The sequence below is a fragment of the Streptomyces sp. NPDC024555 genome, from assembly GCF_055559335.1.
In genome coordinates, this window is sequence record NZ_JBVHKV010000008.1 from 86,871 (window position 1) to 104,592 (window position 17,722).

15 protein-coding genes and 1 riboswitch are annotated in these 17,722 nt (G+C 71.8%); of the genes, 2 read left to right on the plus strand and 13 right to left on the minus strand.

The genetic code is table 11. The features are described from left to right. Nucleotides 1–39 precede the first annotated feature (39 nt). Together ACZ4FH_RS15475 and ACZ4FH_RS15480 are read left to right on the plus strand one after the other, a co-directional pair. Entirely contained in the window at nt 40–810 is a 771-nt protein-coding gene (locus tag ACZ4FH_RS15475; RefSeq protein WP_467305019.1) for an ABC transporter ATP-binding protein, read from the plus strand. A 94-nt stretch (nt 811–904) separates the two neighbouring features. Then, entirely contained in the window at nt 905–3,433 is a 2,529-nt protein-coding gene (locus tag ACZ4FH_RS15480; protein ID WP_467305020.1) for an ABC transporter permease, read from the plus strand. A gap of 68 nt (nt 3,434–3,501) precedes the next feature. On the opposite strand, the gene ACZ4FH_RS15485 is transcribed toward ACZ4FH_RS15480, so the two are convergent. The 13 genes from ACZ4FH_RS15485 to ACZ4FH_RS15545 form a co-directional block, all read right to left on the minus strand. Next, nucleotides 3,502–4,806, minus strand: a complete 1,305-nt coding sequence (locus tag ACZ4FH_RS15485) for a class I SAM-dependent methyltransferase (protein ID WP_467305022.1) — start codon at nt 4,804–4,806, stop codon at nt 3,502–3,504. A 318-nt stretch (nt 4,807–5,124) separates the two neighbouring features. After that, nucleotides 5,125–6,513 (minus strand): NAD(P)/FAD-dependent oxidoreductase, encoded by a 1,389-nt coding sequence (locus ACZ4FH_RS15490; protein ID WP_467305024.1) that lies wholly within the window; start codon nt 6,511–6,513, stop codon nt 5,125–5,127. Nucleotides 6,514–7,004: 491 nt separating this feature from the next. Beyond that, nucleotides 7,005–7,949, minus strand: a complete 945-nt coding sequence (locus tag ACZ4FH_RS15495; RefSeq protein WP_467305026.1) for a Ppx/GppA phosphatase family protein — start codon at nt 7,947–7,949, stop codon at nt 7,005–7,007. A 35-nt stretch (nt 7,950–7,984) separates the two neighbouring features. After that, nucleotides 7,985–8,530: a DUF501 domain-containing protein gene (locus ACZ4FH_RS15500; protein ID WP_383649038.1), complete on the minus strand. Its 546-nt coding sequence runs from the start codon at nt 8,528–8,530 to the stop codon at nt 7,985–7,987. A 66-nt stretch (nt 8,531–8,596) separates the two neighbouring features. After that, nucleotides 8,597–9,067, minus strand: a complete 471-nt coding sequence (locus tag ACZ4FH_RS15505) for an FtsB family cell division protein (RefSeq protein WP_467305029.1) — start codon at nt 9,065–9,067, stop codon at nt 8,597–8,599. A gap of 95 nt (nt 9,068–9,162) precedes the next feature. Next, a complete protein-coding gene (gene eno / locus ACZ4FH_RS15510) occupies nt 9,163–10,443 on the minus strand; it encodes a phosphopyruvate hydratase (RefSeq protein ID WP_467305031.1) in 1,281 nt (426 codons plus the stop codon). A 287-nt stretch (nt 10,444–10,730) separates the two neighbouring features. After that, the gene (locus ACZ4FH_RS15515; RefSeq protein WP_467305033.1) at nt 10,731–11,474 is read right to left on the minus strand and encodes a transglycosylase family protein; all 744 of its coding nucleotides are present in this window, start codon (nt 11,472–11,474) and stop codon (nt 10,731–10,733) included. 4 nt (nt 11,475–11,478) lie between these two features. Then, nucleotides 11,479–11,648: riboswitch (cyclic di-AMP (ydaO/yuaA leader) on the minus strand. Nucleotides 11,649–11,949: 301 nt separating this feature from the next. Next, nucleotides 11,950–12,930, minus strand: a complete 981-nt coding sequence (locus tag ACZ4FH_RS15520) for a transglycosylase family protein (RefSeq protein WP_467305035.1) — start codon at nt 12,928–12,930, stop codon at nt 11,950–11,952. A gap of 113 nt (nt 12,931–13,043) precedes the next feature. Further along, nucleotides 13,044–14,354 carry a cytochrome P450 family protein gene (locus ACZ4FH_RS15525; RefSeq protein ID WP_467305037.1) on the minus strand — a complete coding sequence of 437 codons (1,311 nt, stop codon included), beginning with the start codon at nt 14,352–14,354 and terminating at the stop codon, nt 13,044–13,046. Nucleotides 14,355–14,447: 93 nt separating this feature from the next. After that, a complete protein-coding gene (locus ACZ4FH_RS15530) occupies nt 14,448–15,428 on the minus strand; it encodes a nucleoside triphosphate pyrophosphohydrolase (protein WP_467305039.1) in 981 nt (326 codons plus the stop codon). Nucleotides 15,429–15,461: 33 nt separating this feature from the next. Further along, complete coding sequence (locus ACZ4FH_RS15535; RefSeq protein ID WP_467305041.1) at nt 15,462–16,118, minus strand: SurA N-terminal domain-containing protein; 657 nt, start codon at nt 16,116–16,118, stop codon at nt 15,462–15,464. A 136-nt stretch (nt 16,119–16,254) separates the two neighbouring features. Next, nucleotides 16,255–16,659, minus strand: a complete 405-nt coding sequence (locus tag ACZ4FH_RS15540) for a GtrA family protein (RefSeq protein WP_467305043.1) — start codon at nt 16,657–16,659, stop codon at nt 16,255–16,257. Continuing rightward, a complete protein-coding gene (locus ACZ4FH_RS15545; protein ID WP_467305044.1) occupies nt 16,656–17,624 on the minus strand; it encodes a glycosyltransferase family 2 protein in 969 nt (322 codons plus the stop codon). The genes ACZ4FH_RS15540 and ACZ4FH_RS15545 overlap by 4 nt, the downstream gene beginning before the upstream one ends. Nucleotides 17,625–17,722 lie beyond the last annotated feature (98 nt).

The window sequence follows — 17,722 nt, forward strand, 5'->3', positions numbered from 1 at the left end:
GCCCCGCCCCGTACACCCCACCCGACCCTGGAGTCTCCCGTGACCACCCTGTCCACCGCTCACCGCGCCACCGCGGTGGCCGCCCGCGCCACGGAACTGTCGAAGGTCTACGGAGAGGGCGAGACCAAGGTCACCGCCCTGGACCGGGTCACCGTCGACTTCCCCCAGGGCGAGTTCACCGCCATCATGGGCCCCTCCGGCTCCGGCAAGTCCACGCTGATGCACTGCGTGGCGGGTCTCGACACCTTCAGCAGCGGTTCGGTGCGCATCGGCGAGACGGAGCTGGGCTCCCTCAAGGACAAGCAGCTCACGCAGTTGCGCCGGGACAAGATCGGCTTCATCTTCCAGGCGTTCAACCTGCTGCCGACGCTCTCGGCGCTGGAGAACATCACGCTGCCGATGGACATCGCGGGCCGCAAGCCCGACCAGGAGTGGCTGCGCGGGGTCATCGACATGGTGGGCCTCGCCGACCGGCTGAAGCACCGGCCGACCGAACTGTCCGGCGGACAGCAGCAGCGCGTCGCGGTCGCCCGCGCCCTGGCCTCCCGGCCCGAGATCATCTTCGGCGACGAGCCGACCGGGAACCTGGACTCCCGCTCCGGCGCCGAGGTCCTCGGCTTCCTGCGCAACTCGGTGCGCGAACTGGGCCAGACCGTGGTGATGGTGACCCACGACCCGGCCGCCGCCTCCTACGCGGACCGGGTCGTCTTCCTGGCCGACGGGGCGATCGTCGACCAGATGCTGCACCCCACCGCCGACAAGGTGCTGGACCGGATGAAGGCGTTCGACACCAAGGGCCGCACCAGCTGAGCCCGGGGCCCACCGGGTCCGGTCGCCACGACAGGACCCCGGCCCCCGCCGACCGCCCACCCCCGCCGGCCCACTCCTCCCGGGACTGACAGAAATGCTCCGTACCGCCCTGCGCAATGTGCTCGCGCACAAGGCCAGGCTGCTGATGACGATCCTCGCCGTGATGCTCGGCGTCGCCTTCGTCTCCGGCACCCTGGTCTTCACCGACACCCTCGGCCACGCCTTCCGCAACCAGTCGGCCAAGAGCTACGACGACGTCGCGGTGGCCGTCACCACGCACGCCGACCGGCGCGACCCCAAGTCCACCGGCATCAACGCCGCCACCCTGAAGCGGATCCAGGAACTGGACGGCGTGCGGAACGCCGCCGGCCGGGTCGACGGCTTCGCCGGGGTCGCCGACCCCAAGGGCAAGCTGATCGGCAACGGCTGGTCCAACACCGGGGCCAACTTCGCCCCCGGCACGGACGGCAAGGACACCCAGTACACCTTCACCGACGGCACCGGCCCCACCGCCGCCGGCCGGATCGCGCTCGACGCGGACACCGCGAAGAAGGGCGAGTACGAGGTCGGGGACACCGTCCGGGTCGCCACCAACGGGCCGGTGAAGGAGTACACCCTGTCCGGGGTCTTCACCACCGAGGACGGCGCCGTCAACGCCGGCGGCAGCCTGGTCCTCTTCGACACCGCGACCGCCCAGAAGCTGTTCCTGCGCCCCGGCGAGTTCCAGGACGTCGCCGTCTCCGCCACCCCCGGCACCTCCGACCAGCGTCTCCTGGCCGCCGTGAAGCCGCTGCTGCCCAAGGACGCCGAGGCGAAGACCGGCACGGCGCTCGCCGACGAGCAGGCCGAGCAGATCGAGTCCGGGCTGAGCAACCTCAACAAGCTGTTGCTGGCCTTCGCCGGTATCGCGCTCTTCGTCGGCGTCTTCCTGATCGCCAACACCTTCACCATGCTGGTCGCCCAGCGCACCAAGGAACTGGCCCTGATGCGCGCCGTCGGCGCCTCGCGCCGCCAGGTCAAGCGCTCGGTGCTCCTGGAGGCCGCCGTGGTCGGCCTGATCGCCTCCGTCGTCGGCTTCGCCCTGGGCCTGGGCCTCGCCACCGCGCTGCGCTCGGCGATGAGCCTGATCGGCGGGAAGATCCCGGCCGGACCGCTCGTGGTCGCCCCGGTCACCGTCCTCGCCGCCTTCGCCGTCGGCGTCGTGATCACCGTGCTCGCCGCCTGGCTGCCCGCCCGCCGGGCCGCGAAGATCCCCCCGGTCGCGGCGATGAACAGCCTGCACGCGGTGGCCACGGTCAAGTCCCTCGTCCTGCGGAACTCCATCGGCGCCTTCCTCACCCTGGCCGGCGGCGCGGCGGTCGTCGGCGGCGCGGCGCAGTCCGGGTCGAACGGGCAGCTCCTCATCGCGGGCGGCGCCTTCCTCGCCCTGATCGGCGTCATCGTCCTGATCCCGCTGCTCTCCCGCCCGGTGATCGCCCTGGTGCGGCCCGCGCTGCGCCGGCTGTTCGGCGTCTCCGGGAAGCTGGCCGCGCAGAACGCGGTCCGCAACCCCCGGCGCACCGGCGCCACCGCGTCCGCCCTGGCGATCGGCCTCACCCTCGTCACCGGCATCTCGGTGCTCGGCGTCACCCTCGGCCGGGCGGTCGACAAGGTGACCACGGACAACATCCGCGCCGACTACATGATCTCGATGGCGAGCGGCGACGCGCTCGACGAGTCGGCGCTCACCGCCCTGGAGAAGGCCGACGGCGTCACCGCGGTCTCCCCGCAGCAGGCCCTGTGGCTGACGGTGGACGGCCAGGGCGTCTCCGCCTCGGGCGTCACCCCGGGCGCGGTGGAGAAGGTCCTCTCCGTGGACGCCGTGGCGGGCTCGCTGGACGCCCTCGGCCGGGGCGAGATCGCCGTCTCCGACAAGACCGCGGCCTCGCACGGCTGGAAGACCGGGGACACCGTCACGGTCACCTACCAGGACGACAAGAAGGGCCGTCTGAAGGTCGGCGCGCTCTTCACGGACAACGAGTTCCTGTCGCCGGTCCTGGTCCCCCGCGACGTGGTGGCCCCGCACGAGGGCCGGCCGGACATCCGCGAGATCTGGGTGAAGACGGACGGCGGGGCGAGCGACGCCCGCGAGCAGGCCCTGGTGGACGCGCTGGGCGACAACCCCGGCATGAGCGTCATGGACCGTCAGGACATCCGGGACATGTTCGGCGGCTCCGTCAACCTCGCGATGAACATCATGTACGGCCTGCTGGCGATGGCCCTGCTCATCGCGGTGCTCGGGGTCGTCAACACGCTGGCCATGTCGGTGTTCGAACGGCAGCAGGAGATCGGCATGCTGCGGGCGATCGGCCTGGACCGGCGCCGGGTGAAGCGGATGATCCGGCTGGAGGCGGTGGTCATCTCGCTGTTCGGCGCGGTGGTCGGCATCGGGCTGGGGCTCTTCCTCGGCTGGGCGATCGGGCAGACCGTCGCCAAGGAGATCCCCGAGTACGTCCTGGTCGTGCCGTGGGGCCGGATCGCGGTCTTCCTGCTCCTGGCCGGACTGGTCGGGGTGCTGGCCGCGCTCTGGCCGGCCCGCAGCGCCGCGAAGCTGAACATGCTGACGGCCATCAAGACCGAGTAGCCGCGCCCGCGCGCAAGGGGCCGGTGTCCGCGATCGCGGACACCGGCCCCTTCGCCGTGCGGGCGCGCTCAGGTGCTCGCGTCGGCCGTCCACTCCCGGGCGCGCAGCGGCGTCCGGGAGGCGCCGTCCTCCTCGGGGCGGACCGCCAGGATCTGGTTCACCCCGATCTTGTTGTGCTCGAAGGAGAGCGCGGAGGCGGCCATGTAGAGCCGCCAGACCCGGGCCCGGCCGGGCGAGGTCATCCGCACCGCGCGCGGCCAGTCCGCCTCCAGGTTCGCCACCCACCGGCGGAGCGTCAGGGCGTAGTGCTCGCGCAGCGCTTCGACGTCCCGCGCCTCGAAACCGGCCTCCTCCAGGGTGGCGAGGGTCCGGCCGAGCGGGGCGAGCTCCCCGTCGGGGAAGACATAGGCGTCGATGAACTCGTCCACGTGGTAGGCGGATTCGTCCTTCTCCGGGCGACGGGCGATCTGGTGGTTGAGCAGCCGTCCGCCGGGCCTGAGGAGGGCGTAGAGATCGTCGGCGTACTCGCGGTAGCGGACCGCGCCGACGTGTTCGGCCATGCCGATCGAGGAGATCGCGTCGTACGGGCCGTCGCGCACGTCCCGGTAGTCCTGGACGCGGATCTCGACGCGGTCGGTCAGGCCCTCCTCCGCGATGCGCTTGCGGGCGAAGGCGGCCTGCTCGACGGAGAGGGTGACCCCGGTGACCCGGGCGCCGTACTCCCGGGCGGCGTGGATCGCCATGGAGCCCCAGCCGCAGCCGACGTCCAGGAGCCGGTCGCCCTCCTTGAGGGCGAGCTTGCGGCAGACCAGGTCCAGCTTGTCGCGCTGGGCGTCCTCCAGCGTTCCGCCGTCCTCCCAGTAGGCGCAGGAGTAGACCATGGACGGGCCGAGGACCAGGGCGTAGAAGTCGTTGCCCACGTCGTAGTGGTGGCTGATGGCGGCCTTGTCGCGGCGCTTGCTGTGCCGGGTGCCGGCGCGTCCGCGGACCTCCTCGGGCGGCGGCGGGGGCGGCGGCCAGGGCCCGGCCAGCCGCAGCAGCCCCTGGGCGGCGGCGCGCAGCTTCGGATCGCGTACGGGGTGGACGCGCTCCCCCGTGCCGTCGCCGCGTTCCCAGATCAGACCCGCCATCAGGTCCAGGGCCTCGTACAGATCGCCCTCGATGTCGAGTTCGCCGGCCACCCAGGCGCGGGCCAGGCCCAGCTCCCCCGGCTTCCAGAGCAGCCGGCGCAGCGCGCGGCGGTGCTTGACGACGAGGACGGGGGCTCCGGGCGGTCCCGATTCGCTGCCGTCCCAGGCCCGGATGCGGACCGGCAGGGGGGCGCCCAGCAGTTCCTGGGCGAGAGAGGTCAGCCGCAACGCGGCGTCGGCCATGGCGCACACCTCCGTGATGGTGTTTCCCTACGTGCGGGCACGCCCGCGCATGCCCGCACCCCGCCCCGGCACCCGCTGCGCCACGACGAGGTACACCCCCCTCAACAGTCTCCGGCGGCCGGGCCATCCCGCTACCGCGCAAGGGAACGGCAAAATCCTTGTACGGGGCACACATCCCGGGGCGGCGGGGCTCCGCGGCCTCGCGGTGCCCCGGGTCCGGATACGCCGAAGGGGCCGTCCGCACCACGGATGGCGGACGGCCCCTTCGGGCGTCGTGCGATGTACGGCCGGGGATCCGGGGATCCGCCGGTCAGGGCGTCAGGAGGCCTTGGCCTTCTCGCCGGCCGGCTGGGCGGCGGCAGCGGGGGCCGGGGCGGGCTTGGCGGCCTCGTAGAACTCCTCGCGGGGAGTCTCCATGGCGCCGAGCGAGACGACCTCGCGCTTGAGGAACATCGCCAGCGTCCAGTCGGCGAAGATCCGGATCTTGCGGTTCCAGGTCGGCATGGCCAGACCGTGGTAGCCACGGTGCATGTACCAGGCGAGACGGCCCTTGAGCTTGATCTTCATCTTGCCCATGACGATCATCGCGACGCCCTTGTGCAGGCCCAGACCGGCCACCGCGCCCTTGTTGGCGTGGCTGTAGTCGGCCTGCGGGAAGCCGCGCATCCCGGAGATCACGTTGTCGCCGAGGACCTTGGCCTGGCGCAGCGCGTGCTGGGCGTTGGGCGGGCACCAGGCGTTGGGGTTGCCGGCCTTGCGGCCGATCATGTCCGGAACCTGGGCGTTGTCGCCCGCGGCCCAGATGTAGTCGGTGCCCTGCACCTGGAGCTTCTCGCTGGTGTCCACGTGGCCGCGGGGGCCGAGCGGCAGACCGAAGCGGGCGAGCGCCGGGTTCGGCTTCACACCGGCGGTCCACACGATGGTGTTGGAGTCGACCTCCAGGCCGTTCTTCAGCACCACGTGACCGTCGACGCAGGAGTCCATGGAGGTCGAGAGGAAGACCTCGACGCCACGGGACTCCAGGTGCTCCCGGCCCCAGGTGCCCAGCTTCGGGCCGACCTCGGGAAGGATCTTGTCGGCGGCGTCGACGAGGATGAAGCGCATGTCCTCGCGCTTCACGTTCGTGTAGTACTTCGCCGCGTCGCGGGCCATGTCCTCGACCTCGCCGATGGTCTCCGCGCCCGCGAAGCCGCCACCGACGAAGACGAAGGTCAGCGCCCTGCGGCGGACGTCCTCGTCCGTCGTCGAGTCGGCCTTGTCCAGCTGTTCGAGGACGTGGTTGCGCAGGCCGATGGCCTCCTCGATGCCCTTCATGCCGATGCCCTGCTCGGCGAGGCCGGGGATCGGGAAGGTGCGGGAGACGGCGCCGAGCGCGATGACCAGGTAGTCGAAGGGCAGCTCGTAGGACTCGCCGACGAGCGGCGCGACCGTGGCGACCTTGCGGTCCTGGTCAATGGTCGTGACGCGGCCGGTGAGTACCTCGGCCTTGGGCAGGACGCGTCGCAGCGGGACGACGACATGCCGGGGCGAGATGCTGCCGGCGGCAGCTTCGGGGAGGAAGGGCTGGTAGGTCATGTACGACCGGGGGTCGACGACCGTGACGGTCGCCTCTCCGTAGCGCATCTTCTTGAGGATGCGCCGAGCTGCGTACAGGCCTACGTACCCACCGCCTACTACGAGGATCCTGGGACGCTCCGTGGTGCTCATGCCATCGAGTATCCACCCCCCTCGGGGGGCATGCTCGTGAGCCCCTTCACAAGGATGTGGCCCCTATCTGCTACACTCCGCGGCCCACGTGACCCAGGTCATGACCGTACGGGGGAACCACCGCATCCCGGTGAACGTTGTTCACCGCCTGTGAGCTGGCCCTTGATTCGCCGCCCCGGCTGGACCACGCCCCCCGGCGGCCCGCCCCCGGACCCCCCGGAATCCCGCCGCGCACGGCCGGAGTGACCCGGCCCACTCCCCTCGGACCCCGTTCGGAGCCGAAGTGCGCCCCGAGCACCCCGATTCCTTGTGAAGAACTTCACGAAGTTCGTCGCGCGCTGCCTCCAAAGAGCCCCCGCGCATGCTCCGGAAGTCTCAAAGGTGCAGGCCAAAGTGCGTATGAGCAGGGAGCCCCGGCCCCTCGGAAGACCGCTGCGCGGGCCGTTCCGAGGGGTGTTGCCCGAGGGGCCCGGGAAGGTGTCCCTCGGGGCTCAGCGGGCCGCGTAGAAGGCGATGCCGTCCAGGATGTCGTGCTCGCTGACGACGACCTCGTGGGCGCCGGTCCGCTCCATGACGGCGAGCAGGATCAGCGCGCCGGAGATGATCACGTCGACCCGGCCCGGGTGCATGGCGCCGATCGCCGCCCGTTCGGCGTGGGTGGAGGCGAGGAGCCGCGCGGCGATCTCGCGGACCCGCTCCACGGGGATGCGGGAGTGGTGGATGGCCTCGGAGTCGTACTCCTCCAGGCCCAGCGCGATCGCCGCGACGGTGGTGACCGTGCCGGCCAGGCCGACGAGCGTGCCGGCCGAGGCGATCGGCACCGTCCCGGCCGCCAGGTCCAGCGCCGCCGCGACATCCGCCCGGATCGCGTCGGCCTGCGCGGCCGTCGGCGGGTCGGTGACCACGCCGTCGCGGACCAGATGGCGCTCGGTCATCCGGACGCAGCCGATGTCCACGGACCGGGCCGCGCGCACCCGGTCGTCGCCGACGACGAACTCGGTGGAGCCGCCGCCGATGTCCACGACCAGATACGGCCGCGCCAGGTCGTCGCGCCCGGCCAGCTCCCGGGTGGCCCCGTCGAAGGAGAACGCGGCCTCCTGGTCGCCGCTGATCACCTCGGGCTCGACGCCGAGGATCGCGTGGATGCCGCGGACGAACTCGTCCCGGTTCTCCGCGTCCCGGGAGGCGGAGGTGGCGACGAAGCGGATCCGCTCGGCACCGTGCTCCTTGATCACGTCCGCGTACCGGCGGCAGGCCGCGAAGGTGCGCTCCAAGGCCTCCGGCGCCAGCCGGCCGGTCCGGTCGACGCCCTGGCCGAGCCGGACGATCTCCATCCGGCGGTCCAGCTCGACGAGCCCGCCGGTGGCGGGGTCGGCGTCGGCGACCAGCAGACGGATCGAGTTGGTCCCGCAGTCGATGGCGGCTACACGCGTCATGTCCTCAAGCCTCTCCGGCGCATCGTGTGGTGTTCTCAGGCCTCGTCCGACGCCTCGTCCGGCGTCCCGCAGGGCGTCACGCACGGCCCCTTGCGCCACCACTCCGGCAGCATGGCGATCGCCTCGTCGCCGAGCGGGTTCACCCCGGGCCCGGCCGCGAGCGAGTGCCCCACGAGCACGTGCAGGCACTTCACGCGGTCCGGCATGCCGCCGGCGCTCGGGAAGCCCTCCAGGACCTCGATGGCGTCGCGGCGGGCGAGGTAGTCCTCGTGCGCGGCGCGGTAGGCGGCGGCCAGCTCGGGGTCGGTGGCGAGACGCTCGGTCATCTCCTTCATGACCCCGTTCGCCTCCAGCGTGCCGATCGCGGAGGCCGCGCGCGGGCAGGTGAGGTAGTACGTCGTCGGGAACGGCGTGCCGTCCTCCAGCCGGGGCTGGGTCTCCACCACGTCCGGGTTGCCGCACGGGCACCGGTGCGCGATGGCGCGCAGCCCGCGCGGCGGGCGCCCCAGCTGCTGCTGGAAGGCGGCGATGTCCGCCTCGGTGGGCGGGGTGGACTCGGTCTGCGGAGGGGGCGTTTCCATGCCTGCCTAGGGGTTCTGATCGGACTGCTCGAACTGCGGGTTCTGCAGCGGTACAAGGGGGGCGGCTCAACCGCGGTCGGCGCTGTCCACGCCGTCCCACAGGTTGGAGTGCCACGGCCGGCCGGAGTCCTCCGGCGCGCCGTCGCGCTCCCTGGCCGCGTCCGGGTCGACCACGGTGTAGCCGGTCTCCCCGGGAAGAAGGTAGTGCAGGTGCTCGCGGGCCAGCCGCCTGATGTAGGCGTCGTCCTGGAGCCGGGCCTTCTCGTCGCGCAGCTGCTCGGTGCGCTTCTCGGCCTCCTGCGCCAGCCGCTCCTGTTCGGCGATCTCGTCGCGCTGCGACACGTAACTCCGCATCGGATAGGCGAGGGCGACGATCAGCGAGCAGACCACCAGGGCCAGGAAGGCGGCCCGGCCGGTGAGCCGGGAGCGGCGGGCCTGACGGCGGTTCTGGGAGCGGTAGACGCGGGCCGCGGTCTGCTCGCCGAGCAACCGCAGCCGGGTCGCGGTGGAGAACCGGTCCCGGTCCTTCGCGGCCATGTCTCCGCCTCCCCATTACGCACGTCCGTCCCCGCACACGGTACGGGACCGAGTGCGGGGACGGACGGAGGCCGGGTCGGTTGCCCCGGGCCGGATCAGCCCTTGAAGCGCGGGAACGCCGAGCGGCCGGCGTACACCGCGGCGTCGTCGAGGATCTCCTCGATGCGCAGCAGCTGGTTGTACTTGGCGACGCGGTCCGAGCGGGCCGGGGCGCCGGTCTTGATCTGGCCGCAGTTCACGGCGACCGCGAGGTCGGCGATGGTGACGTCCTCGGTCTCGCCGGAGCGGTGCGACATCATGCACTTGAAGCCGTTGCGCTGGGCCAGCTCGACGGCGTCCAGGGTCTCGGTCAGCGAACCGATCTGGTTGACCTTGACGAGCAGGGCGTTGGCGGAGCCCTCCTCGATGCCGCGGGCCAGGCGCTCCGGGTTGGTGACGAAGAGGTCGTCGCCGACGATCTGCACCTTGGCGCCGAGCTTGTCGGTGATGACCTTCCAGCCGGCCCAGTCGTCCTCGTACAGCGGGTCCTCGATGGAGACCAGCGGGTACGCGGAGACCAGCTCCTCGTAGTACTCGGTCATCTCGGCGGCCGAGCGGGACTTGCCCTCGAACTCGTACGTGCCGTCCTTGTAGAACTCCGAGGCGGCGACGTCGAGCGCGAGCGCGATGTCCTTGCCCGGGGCGTAGCCGGCCTCCTTGATGGCCTCGACGATGAGGTCCAGGGCGGCGCGGTTCGACTCCAGGTTCGGCGCGAAGCCGCCCTCGTCGCCGAGACCGGTGGACAGGCCCTTGGTCTTCAGGACCTTCTTCAGGGTGTGGTAGACCTCGGCACCCCAGCGCAGGGCCTCGGAGAAGGACTCCGCGCCGATCGGGGCGATCATGAACTCCTGGATGTCCACGTTGGAGTCCGCGTGCGAACCGCCGTTGAGGATGTTCATCATCGGAACGGGCAGCAGGTGCGCGTTCGGGCCGCCGAGGTAGCGGAAGAGCGGCAGGTCCGAGGCCTCGGAGGCGGCGTGGGCCACGGCGAGCGAGACGCCGAGGATGGCGTTGGCGCCCAGCGAGCCCTTGTTCTCGGTGGCGTCCAGGTCGAACATCGCCTGGTCGATCAGGCGCTGCTCGGTGGCGTCGTAGCCGACCAGCTCCGGGCCGATCTGCTCGATGACGGCGAGGACGGCCTTCTCGACGCCCTTGCCCTGGTAGCGGTTGGGGTCTCCGTCGCGAAGCTCGATGGCCTCGAAGGCACCGGTGGAGGCGCCGGACGGAACGGCAGCACGGCCGGTGCTGCCGTCGTCGAGGCCGACCTCGACCTCGACCGTGGGGTTTCCGCGGGAGTCGAGGATTTCCCGGGCTACGACGACGTCGATGGACGGCACGAGGCATCTCCTTCTGGGATATGACGCTTGGGGTGCGGGGCCACGTGGGCCTTGCGACAAGAGCCTAACCGGCCCGGCGGCCTGCATCGGCCGACCGCCCGACCCCTGGGACGAAAAAGGACCCAAGGGCATGCATCGCGGGAGGAAACGGAAGAAATTTACTGACTGGTAACGACAACAGTTGAACGCTCCCCGGCCCGAACGAGCGGACCCCGGCCCGGCACGCACGGGGGGAGGGTGCGCGCCGGGCCGGGGCGTCCGGAGTCAGCGACGAGGAGGGATCGCGACTACTTGGTCAGGTGGAGCTGCTGGCCCGGGTAGATCAGGTCGGCGTCCTTGACGATGTCCTTGTTCAGCTCGAACAGGGCCTGCCAGCCGCCCTCGACACCGTGCTCGGCGGCGATGGCGCTCAGCGAGTCGCCGGTGACGACCTTGTACTCGCCGTCGCCCTTGGCGACCTTCTGGCCGGTCGGGGTGGTGACGGTCTTGGCGGCCTTCTTCGGCTCGCTCTTCGCCGGGGCGGAGGAGCGGTCCGAGCGGTTGGTGGCCGGGGCCTCGGTGCGCTCGGCCTGCTTCTGGGGCGCGGCCTCCTGCTTGGGGGCCTGCTCGGTCTTGGCGGCGGAGGAGCCGGTGTCGACGCCCGGGTCGACACCGTCGTTGGTCAGGTTGCCGGCGCCGGCGCAGGCCCAGGCGCCCGGACCCTGGAGGGCGAGGAGCTTCTCGGCGGTGGCGATCTGCTGGGCCTTGGTGGCCAGGTCGGCACGGGGCGCGTACTGGGTACCGCCGGCGGCGGCCCAGCTGGACTGGGAGAACTGCAGGCCGCCGTAGTAGCCGTTGCCGGTGTTGATGGACCAGTTGCCACCGGACTCGCACTGGGCGACGGCGTCCCAGGTGGCCACCGAGGCGGCGGAGGCACCGGTCGCGCCCATCAGCGGGACGGCGACGGCGGCACCGGCGACACCGGCGAGCGTGGCGATCCGGACGGCCTTGGAGGGGCGGCGGTGCTTGTTGGCCTTGCGGTTGAGCAGCATCGAGAGTTCTCCTCACCGACGCCTGCGAGGTGAGCTGTCGGGTTCGGGCCTAGTGAGTTGCCCGGTCGCACGTCCTAGCGTGCGACTTCACCCCAAGCCGGTCCCGGCGTCCTGCGACGTCCGGCTCCGGCGCCTACCTGGGTCCCCCGCTCCTGCCTACGGCGCTTTCGCGTCTGTTCCCTCCGACCGACGGCAGGATTCGGCGTGACGGTCGACGGGGCCCGCGGTGCGAGCGGTTCAGACCGTAAACACACCCAACCCCGACATTCAAAGACGGACATACCGGAAAAACATCCCTTACTTGCATCTGACAAACCTACATTTGCGCAGGTCGGAACGGATGCGACGGGACCTCCCGGACACAACACGCCAGTTCACGCAAAGAGACCTATGTCTCACTTGGTCGAAAGTGGGACATAGGCCTCTGAACTACCCCGGAATCCGGGGCTTTTTCAGCCGGTGGACCGGGCCGGAGTCACTCGGCCGGCGCACCGAGGTCGAGGCTCTGGCCAGGAAGGATCAGGTCCGGGTCGGAGCCGATCTCGTCCTTGTTGGTCTCGTAGAGCGCCGTCCAGCCGCCGGGCAGCTCGTGCTCCTGCGCGATCGCCCAGAGGTTGTCGCCGGTCCGGACGGTGTACGTGCCGTCGGCCGCCGCGACCCCGGCGTCGCGGGCACCCGCCGTGCCGCGCGAGGTGTGCCGCCCCGCGTCGCGGTCCCCGTCGCGGCCGGTCTGCCGGGTCTCCTCGGGCGCGGGCGCGCCGCGGTGCCTGCCGCCCTGCCCGCTGCTCCCGGCCTGCTCCCCGTCGCCCCGCGCCGCGCCGGAGGCGTCCGCCCCCGCGTCGTCCCGCGCGTCCCCCGTACCGGCCGACGGCGACGCAGACGGGGAGGCCGAGGCGTCCGGCTTGGCGTGCTTGCCGCGCGAGGCGTCCGCGCCCTGGTCGTCCGTGCCGCCCCGGTCGTCCGCGGAGGCGTCGTCCTGGGTCCCGGTCTCCGCCGAGGGGTCGGTGCTCGCGCTGCCGGACGGGTCGGCGGAGGGCTGGTCGGCCGGGACGCCGCCCGGGTCCACCCCCGGCAGGCCGGTGTCCGTGGCGAGCCCGGAGATGACCGCACAGCTGGGCCACGCCTTCGGGCCCCGGTCGGCCAGCACCTTCTCGGCGACGGCGATCTGCTGCGAGCGGCTGGCGAGGTCGGCGCGCTCGGCGTAGGACTCGCCGCCGTACGCCTTCCAGAGCTCCGGGGAGAACTGGAGGCCGCCGTAGGAGCCGTTGCCGAGGTCGGCACTCCACATGCCGCCGCTCTCGCACTCGGCCACCCGGTCCCAGGTGGAGGCGTCCGCCGCGTGGGCGCCCGCGGCGCCGAGCAGCGGGATGGCGATGGCCGAGCCGGTCACGCCTGCGGCGACGACGATGGCGGGAGCCTGTCGGGGACGACGGTGCCTGCCGTTCGCGGAGCCCATGGGGATGCCTTCCGTGTGACGGGTGGGTCGAACGGTGAACCTAGCGGGACTCGAACGGATGTCACAAGTCGATGCAGCGCAGATCACGCCGACATCACAGAGTTGACAGAAAGTCACCTTCCGCCTGTGCCCGCTTCCGGACCGAACTCGACCGGAAGCGTGCGCAGTCCGCGCATGATCAGCCCGCCGCGCCAGCGCAAATCGGCTGATTTCCCGGCAAGCCGGAGGTCCGGAAGGCGTTTCAGCAGCGTGGCGAGGGCCGTCTGGCCCTCCAGCCGGGCGAGCGGCGCCCCGAGGCAGTAGTGGATGCCGTGCCCGTACCCCAGGTGCGGGTTGTCACGCCGCGCGAGGTCCAGTGTGTCCGGCCCCTCGAAGCGCGCCGGGTCCCGGTCGGCGGCGGCCAGCACCACGAGCACCGGATCGCCCTCGGACACCCGCTGCCCGCCGATGGTCAGCGCCTCGGTGGCGTACCGCCAGGTCGCCAGCTCCACCGGCCCGTCGTACCGCAGCAGTTCCTCGACCCCGGTCGCCAGCAGCTCCGTCTCCCCCGCGGCCAGCGAACGCTGGAGCCGGGCGCGCTGCTCCGGATGGCCGAGCAGGGTGTGGACCCCGTTCCCGATCAGGTTCACGGTCGTCTCGAACCCCGCGAACAACAGGATGAAGGCCATCGCGGCGGCCTCGTTCTCCGTCAGGTGCTCGCCGTGGTCGCTCGCCCGGATGAGCCCCGAGATCAGGTCGTCGCCCGGGTCCTCGCGCTTGCGGTGGATCAGCTCCAGGAGGTAGTTGCGCATCTTCTTCACGGAACGCGCCACCCCGCCGCGCGGGCCGCCGCCGTGGCGGATCATCATGCCCGCCCAGTCCCGGAAGTCGTCCTGGTCCTCGGGCGGCACGCCCAGCAGGTCGCAGATCGCGTAGATGGGGAGCGGGAAGGCGAACTCGTGGATCAGGTCCGCCTCCCCCTTCGCGGCGAAGCCGTCGATCAGCCGGTCCGTCAGCTCCTGGACGCGGGGCGCGAACGCGGCGACCCGGCGCGGGGTGAACGCCTTGGAGACGAGCCGGCGCAGCCGGGTGTGGTCGGGCGGGTCGATGTTCAGCAGATGCGTCATCAGCTCCGCCTTGCGCTCCCCCGGGATGCCCGTCTTCCCCTTGGCCCGCGCGGACCCGGCGTGGTGGGCCGGGTTCTTGGAGAGCCGGGCGTCGGCGAGCGCCTGCCGGGCGTCCGCGTACCGCGTCACCAGCCAGGCCTCGACGCCGCTGGGCAGCGTGGTGCGGTGCACGGGGCTGTGCGTACGCAGCCAGGCGTAGGCGGGGTACGGATCGGTCGCGAACTCCCAGGTGAAGAGTTCGGGCGCGGGCGGGACGGTGCCGTCGGACCCGCCGTGGGCGGGGCATCCGGGCGGGGCGTCGGCGGGGTGGTCGTTCACCCCCCGACGTTATCCGCTGCCCCGGACCTCGCCGCCCCGGACTCCGCCGCCCCGGACGAGGGCTCCGGGCCCTCCGCGGCCCGGCCGTGTCCCCTACTCCACGCCCTCCGCGGCGCGGATCGCGTCCCGGTAGGCGCGGCCCGCGGCGCGCAGGGCGGCCTCCGGGTCGACGCCTTCCTCCTGGGCGCGGACGGCGAGGGCGAGCAGCCGGTAGCCGATGGCGTCGGCGCCGCTCCCCTCGGGCTCGCCGGGCAGCGGGACGTCGAGTCCGGCGGTACGGGCCCGGCTCGCGAGCTTGGCGGCGAGCGCCAGGCCGGGCTGGCCGAGCGGCACCCCGTCGGTGACGGACGCGCGCTGCTTCTCGACGGCCTTGGTGCGCAGCCAGTGGGCGTGGACGTCCTCGGGGGTCTCGGCGGTGGCGTCGCCGAAGACGTGCGGGTGGCGGTGGATCAGCTTCTCGATGAGCGTGCCGGCGACGTCGTCCACGGAGAACGGCTCCTGCGCGTCCTCCTCCGCGATGCGGGCGTGGAAGACGACCTGGAGGAGGACGTCGCCCAGTTCCTCGCGCAGTTCCTCGCGGGTGCCGTCCTCGATCGCCTCGACGAGTTCGTACGCCTCCTCGATGGCGTACTTGGCGAGGCCCAGGTGGGTCTTCTGCGAGGTCCAGGGGCAGACGCGGCGGATCCGGTCCATGACCCGGACGAGGTCGAGGAGCCGGGCGCCGGGCAGGTCGTACGAACCGGGCAGCAGCTCCAGCTCCGGCATCCGCACCCGCCCCGAGCCGGCCAGCCGGGCCAGTCCGTCGGTCAGCGGCCCGTCGCCCTGTCCGCCGGTGAGGACGACGACGGTGTGCCCGCCCGCGCACGCGTCCACCAGTTCCCGGGCGCCGGGAACGCCGGGGGTGACGGTGACCCCGGCCTCGCGCAGATACGGCAGCTGCTCGCGGGCGTCCTCCGCGCAGTGCACCCGGCCGGCCGCGTGCAGGGCCTGCCAGGCGGGCCAGGACAGCAGTCCGGGGGCCACGCGGTGGCTGGCGGTGAGCAGGACGATGCGGCCGGGGTCTTCAGCGTTCACAGGGCGGAATCTACCTCGGCCGCCGGGCGGTCCTCAGGCCCCGGCCTGTGCGGCCGGCTTCTCCGCCTCGGTGACCTGCTTGATCCAGGGGGCCTTGTAGTCGGCGAGCTGGATCTGCTGGTTGTTCCAGGTGCCGAAGCGCGGGTTGATGTCGACCTTCAGCGCCTTCGACGCCTCGCTCAGCGCCTCGCCGAGGATCTTGGTCCCCTCGGGCGTCGTCGGGTCGGCGCCGAGCGACTGGCCGAGCTTGGTCAGCTGGATCTGCTCCCGCAGGAAGGCGTCGATCTGGCCGGGCGCGATCCAGCGCTCCTGGAGCACCGCGGCCTGCAGCCCGTCCTCCCCCTGGTACTGGGCCGCGGCCGAGGCGCGCATCTGCTGGACCTCGGCCCGCGTCACGGTCACCCCCGCGTCGGCGGAGGCCTTGTCCAGGATCCGGTCCAGGATCAGCCCGTGCAGCTTGGCGCGGGCGAGCTGCCCCGACTGGTCGGTGATCTGCTCCGCCTGCTTCGACTCCCCCTGCGCCTTGCGCACGTCGGCCACCTGACCCTGCACGGTGGCCACCGTGATGCGGTCCCCGCCGACGACGGCCGCGGCACCTGGGTGGGCCTGGCTGCCGCAGGCGGTGAGGACCGGCGCTGCGGCGAGCAGGGCGGCGGAGACGGAGAGCGCGGTGCGACGACGGCGGTGCAAAGGAGCCTCCCGAGGAGATTGTGCGGCGGTGCACAAAGCCTTGCGGTGATCGATGTTAGGCAGTGGAGCTGGTCCGGGCCACTGATTCGACCAACGATTCGGGAGGAGTTGGGGATGTGGCCGGGAGCCGTCGGACTCAGCCCACCGGTTCCGGCCGTTTCCGGGGCGGGGCGTCCGGTCGCAGCATGATCGTGCGCGAGACGACGAACGTGATGGGGATGGCCGCGGCGGCGGCCGCCAGCGGGGCGTAGCGGTCGCTGAATCCGGCCAGGTCGACCAGGAGGTAGACGCCGCCGGTGGTGATGACGAAGTTGGCGGCGTTGGTGAGGGGGAAGAGGAGGAACTTCCGCCAGGTGGGCCGGGTGCGGTAGGTGAAGTACGAGTTCAGGAAGAACGATCCGACCATGCTGAGCGCGAAGGCGAGCACATGTGCGGCGATGTACGGCAGCCCGCGCAGCAGGAGCAGGTAGCAGCCGTAGTACGTGCCGGTGTTCACGACCCCCACGAGGGCGAACCGGGCGATCTGTGCCGTGACGCTCATCGGCGGGCGAACTCCCGGGGTTCCGGCTCCCGGTCGGGCCGGCGCTCGGGGGCGTTGGTGGCCTTCACGAGGAAGTGCGGGCGGCGCTTCACCTCGTAGTAGATCCGCCCGACGTACTCGCCGACCACGCCGACCATCACCATCTGGACGCCGGCGAGGGCGGTGACGACGACGAGGAGGGTGACGTACCCCGGGGTGTCGACGCCCTTCACGAGGGCGACGCCCACGATCCAGGCGGCGTACGCGAAGGCCAGCGACACCAGCAGCAGGCCGAGGTAGAGCGCGGCGCGCAGCGGTTTGTTGTTGAAGGAGAGCAGCCCGTCGAGCCCGTAGTTCAGCAGCTTGCCGAAGGTCCAGGCCGAGCGGCCCTGCTCCCGTACGGCGTTCTCGTAGCTGAACGTCGTCGTCGGGAAGCCGACCCAGGCGAACAGCCCCTTCGAGAAGCGGTTGTACTCGGTCAGCTCCAGCACCGCGTCCGCCGCCCTGCGCGACAGCAGCCGGAAGTCACCGACGCCGTCCACCAGTTCCACGTCCACGAGGCGGTTGATGAGCCAGTAGTACGCCCGCGCGGTGAGCGTCCGCGTCACCCGGTCGCCCGTGCGGGTGCGGCGGGCGATGACCTGGTCGTACCCCTGGGCGTGCTCCTGGACCATCTTCCCGATCAGCTCCGGCGGATGCTGGAGATCGGCGTCCATGATCACCACCGCGTCCCCCTCGGCGTGCCGCAGCCCCGCCAGCATCGCCGCCTCCTTGCCGAAGTTCCGGCTGAAGGACACGTACCGCGCCCGGGGGTCGGCCGCCGCCAGCTCCCGCAGGATCGGCAGCGTGCGGTCCGCGCTGCCGTCGTCCACGTACACGAGCTGGAAGGCGTGGCCCAGGCGGGTCATCTCGTCCGTCACACGGGCGTGGAAGCGTTCGAGGATCTCTTCCTCGTTGAAGCAGGGCACCACCAGAGAGATCAGCACACCGGACACCTCAGCCGCTCCATGTGTCGCGGGCGGATGGTGCGCGTGGCGCGGGGGCGACGGTTGGGTGAACGGGGGCGCGGTTGAGCGGGTCGTGC